Below are 3,380 nucleotides of genomic sequence, written 5' to 3' on the forward strand. Positions count from 1 at the left end.
ACGACTGTGTTGATCATGGCGCGGGCCTCGCGGCCGGAGGCATAAAGAGCAGTTTGCGCACGTTCCTCAGGTGGCAGTGCCAGCCATGCCTGCGCTGCCGCGCTGGCCGGATTGCCGTCTTCTCGCATGTAGGGCTGGAGCATGCGGACGGTCTCGGAGATCCGTCCTTCGTAAGCGGCCTTTGCGGCCGTCTTCATCCTCTGGGAGCGCTGGCGCAGATTCTGGTTCATCCGGGCTGTCGGCAGACCGGCGGCCTGCTGGACCTCGAACGGCTTGCCGGCGTCAATGGCCCCGATCTGCTTCTTGTCGCCGACAAATGCCATCCGCTGTAGGCCGAGAGCGTCTGCGATCTGCATCAGCTTGAGCTTGTCGCTGTTGGAGATCATCGAGGCCTCATCGACCAGGAGAAATGCTCCCTTGAAGGCGGCTTGCCTTGCCGCGAGTTTGGCCGGAGCAAGCGTGCCATCGAGAATGCCGCGATGCTCGGCGATGAAGCTGCGAATGGTTCGGGAGTCAATGCCTGTTTCCCGCTCGAGCATGTGCACGAGCCGGTTCTGGTGACCCAGCCCAAGGACGGCATGGCCCTCGGCCTTGAGTACGACAGCCGCGGCCTTGAGCATGGCGGTCTTGCCGGAGCCTGCAACGCCCTGCACACCGACATACCGATCGGATGAGGACACAATCAGCCGGCCAGCGGCCTCCTGTCCCGGGTTCAGATTGTTTCCAAGGCTCGCTTGGGCAGCGGCCTGGAGACGCGCGCTGGCTTCTCGTGCCGGCAGGACAGCCTGAGACTGTCCCTTTGCCTCACGGAGCTTCTCAAGGATCCGGTTCTCCGTAGCGAGGGCGTCCGGTGTCATCAGCATGTGCGCGTGCTGGCGCCGGCCGCGCAGGAGAAGGCCAGCAGCCTGCAACTGGCTGATCCGCTTTTCGACGTCCGCAACCGATATGGGCAGATGCAGGTCAAGGGCGGATTTGTAGAGATCATGCTCGTCCCAGGCGACTTCCCGCTGGGAGAGATGGCGGATGGCCGAAGCGACGGCATGGGCCGCGGTCAGTTCGCCGGGTTCGAGGTCTCCGGGCGTCTCGGGAACAAAGGGGTCTGGGCTTTTCTCAGGTGGAGGATTGCCCGGCCGATGCCGCCCTCCGGACTTAGCCTCGATCTGTTCAAGGATGAACCGGAGGACGGCGCCGATGCGGTCGGCAAGACCGATCCTTCCGGTCGTCATTCCGTCCCAGAGGCTTTGCCCGGGAGAGGACCTCGTCTCGGCGGCGCGGACCAGTGCGCCGAAGTCGACGCCAAGCCGGGTCGCCTGCTCCTGCCAGCGCGCTGCAACGGCCTCGCGATCGGCCAAGGCCGGCTTATGGCGGCGTGTCTTCAGCGCCAGGGCATCCTTTGTCTGGGGCGTCTGGTGCGCCAGGCGCCCGTAGGCTTCGTTGATCTCCTTGGAGCGGGTGCTGAAGGCCTCGATGACCGCGCGGGGGATGCCGACAATCTCGAAACTGCCATGCTTGCCGTGGGGCGCAGTTTCATATCCGAGGCCGGGCAGCCTGAATCGCATATAGGCGTTGTACAGGCTCGAGAGCAGGGTCATGCGCTGCCAGAGCAGATCATTGTGCACGGTGCGCCACTTGCCGTCGGGTCCGCGGGTGGCGTTTGCAATGGGCACATGCGTGTGGAGGTCCGGCTCGTGATTTCGGTTGGTGTCATGCTCCACCAGCGCCATCAGGAGATTGCCGGTCTTCACCTTGATCGTAGTGCTCGCCACCTCGATCCGCGTCTGCGCGAGCTGCTTCTCGGCCCACGTCAGCGTATGACGGACAGCCTCCCGGTGCAGCTCTATGAGCCGCTTGTCGCCGCCCACGAGCGCAAGCAGCGACACGCTCTTGGGCGGCGAGAAGGCAAGCTCGAAACCCGGGCGATGCTGTCCCTTTTCAGCAAGGCTCGTGCCGTCAGGCAGTTGGCCCTCAAGCACCGCCTGCAAGCCCTCTTTGGTGGCCGGACCGGACAATCCGAGCTCCTCCGCGCCCTTGCCGAACCAGGACGTGTGGGGTTCGGCCTCCTCGCTGGACGTGTAGAAATTGTCCTTGGTGTAGTAGTCGGCCGCGCCGCTGGCGGACATGATCCGGCTGGGGGTGATCATGGTCGCAGTCCTCAGAAGGATGCCCAGTCATCCAGATCCATGGTTGGATCTTTGGGGTCGGGCAGGGGAGTTCTGGCTTCCTCTTTCGCCAGGTCGGCCTTGGGGGCGGGCGCCTGGATCTGCCCGAGCGGCGTCTGACCAAAGTCGGCCTCCGCACGAGCACGTTTTGTGGCCTCGCTCTCGGCGTTCTGCCCGGCATTGCGTCCGCGTCTGCCGTCATGGGATGCACTTTGGCTGCTGCTCTGCGCGGCTTCAGCTGCTGGCGGCGAGGGCGCGCGCCCTCCGCCCTCTGCCTCATCCTCTGGGGGCGGCAGGGTCAGATTGAACTCTTGCTGGAGAGGTTTGATCGTGTCAGCAGGAGGGCGTCGGACAAAGGCGTCGGCGCGGGTTGCATAGGTGCGATAGCGCAGCTTGACCGGTGCTGCGGGGAAACCGCCGGGGAACTTGATGTATCCGTAAAGGTTGGGCAGGTTCATGATGTCGTCAGGCATCACCAGCGGCTCGACCCTGGTCTGCGGCGTCAGCGTGACCGCATCACGCACCGAGCTGGCACCGTAGCTGTATCCCTCTTCCATCTTGCGGAACTGGCGATGCCCGAGGAACTCGGAGCACCATTTGGCGGTCTCGTAATCGCTGGTCGCCAGGATCAGTTTGGTGCGGGCCAGCGATGCCAGCGTGGTCGCCATCCGCTCGCCGTAGGTCTCCTTGAGCTTGGCGATTGCGTGGATACCAAGGAGGAACGCACCGCCGAAGTTGCGGCTGGTCTGCAGACCCTTTTCGATGGCCGGCAGGCGGTGCAGCGCGCCCAGCTCATCGAACAGGAACCAGAGGCGCAAGGCGCGATTGATCGGCAGGCTGGTCAGCGTGTGAATGGCCGTGTCGGTCCAGAGCGTGAGCAGGCTCTTGACCATGGCCAGGTCCGCATAGCGGGCGGAGATGAAGAGGATCGAGCCGGCATGGCGCTCGTCCTCGATCCAGCGGCGGATTGAAAAGGCATCGCCAGACTGGGGCATGGAGAGCAGGGCCTGGGCGTTGACGTTGAAGACAGCCCGGATGCTCTCAGCCATGCGCGCCGCCTCCGGCGCGGTCAGCGGATCGGCCATGGTGTTCCGGAGCAGCTTATGAACCTGGGCGAGGGAGGTCGTCATCAGCTCGCGGGCCAGATCCTCGTTGCTGGTGCGCCCCAGCAGCTGCAGCCTGAGGCAGGCCTCAACGAACAGCAGGCGGGCCGCCAGGATC

2 protein-coding genes are annotated in these 3,380 nt (G+C 64.5%); both read right to left on the bottom strand.

Annotation, left to right across the window (positions count from 1 at the left end):
- Window positions 1-2,141, bottom strand: a 2,141-nt coding sequence (gene mobF, locus VIG90_RS09145; RefSeq protein WP_331593194.1) for a MobF family relaxase, incomplete at its 3' end; no start/stop codon positions are given.
- Between the two features lie 11 nt (window positions 2,142-2,152).
- A partial coding sequence (locus tag VIG90_RS09150) for a type IV secretion system DNA-binding domain-containing protein (RefSeq protein WP_331593195.1) occupies window positions 2,153-3,380 on the bottom strand: 1,228 nt, incomplete at its 5' end.

This window comes from Pedomonas sp. (assembly GCF_036515995.1).
Lineage (GTDB): Bacteria > Pseudomonadota > Alphaproteobacteria > Sphingomonadales > Sphingomonadaceae > Pedomonas.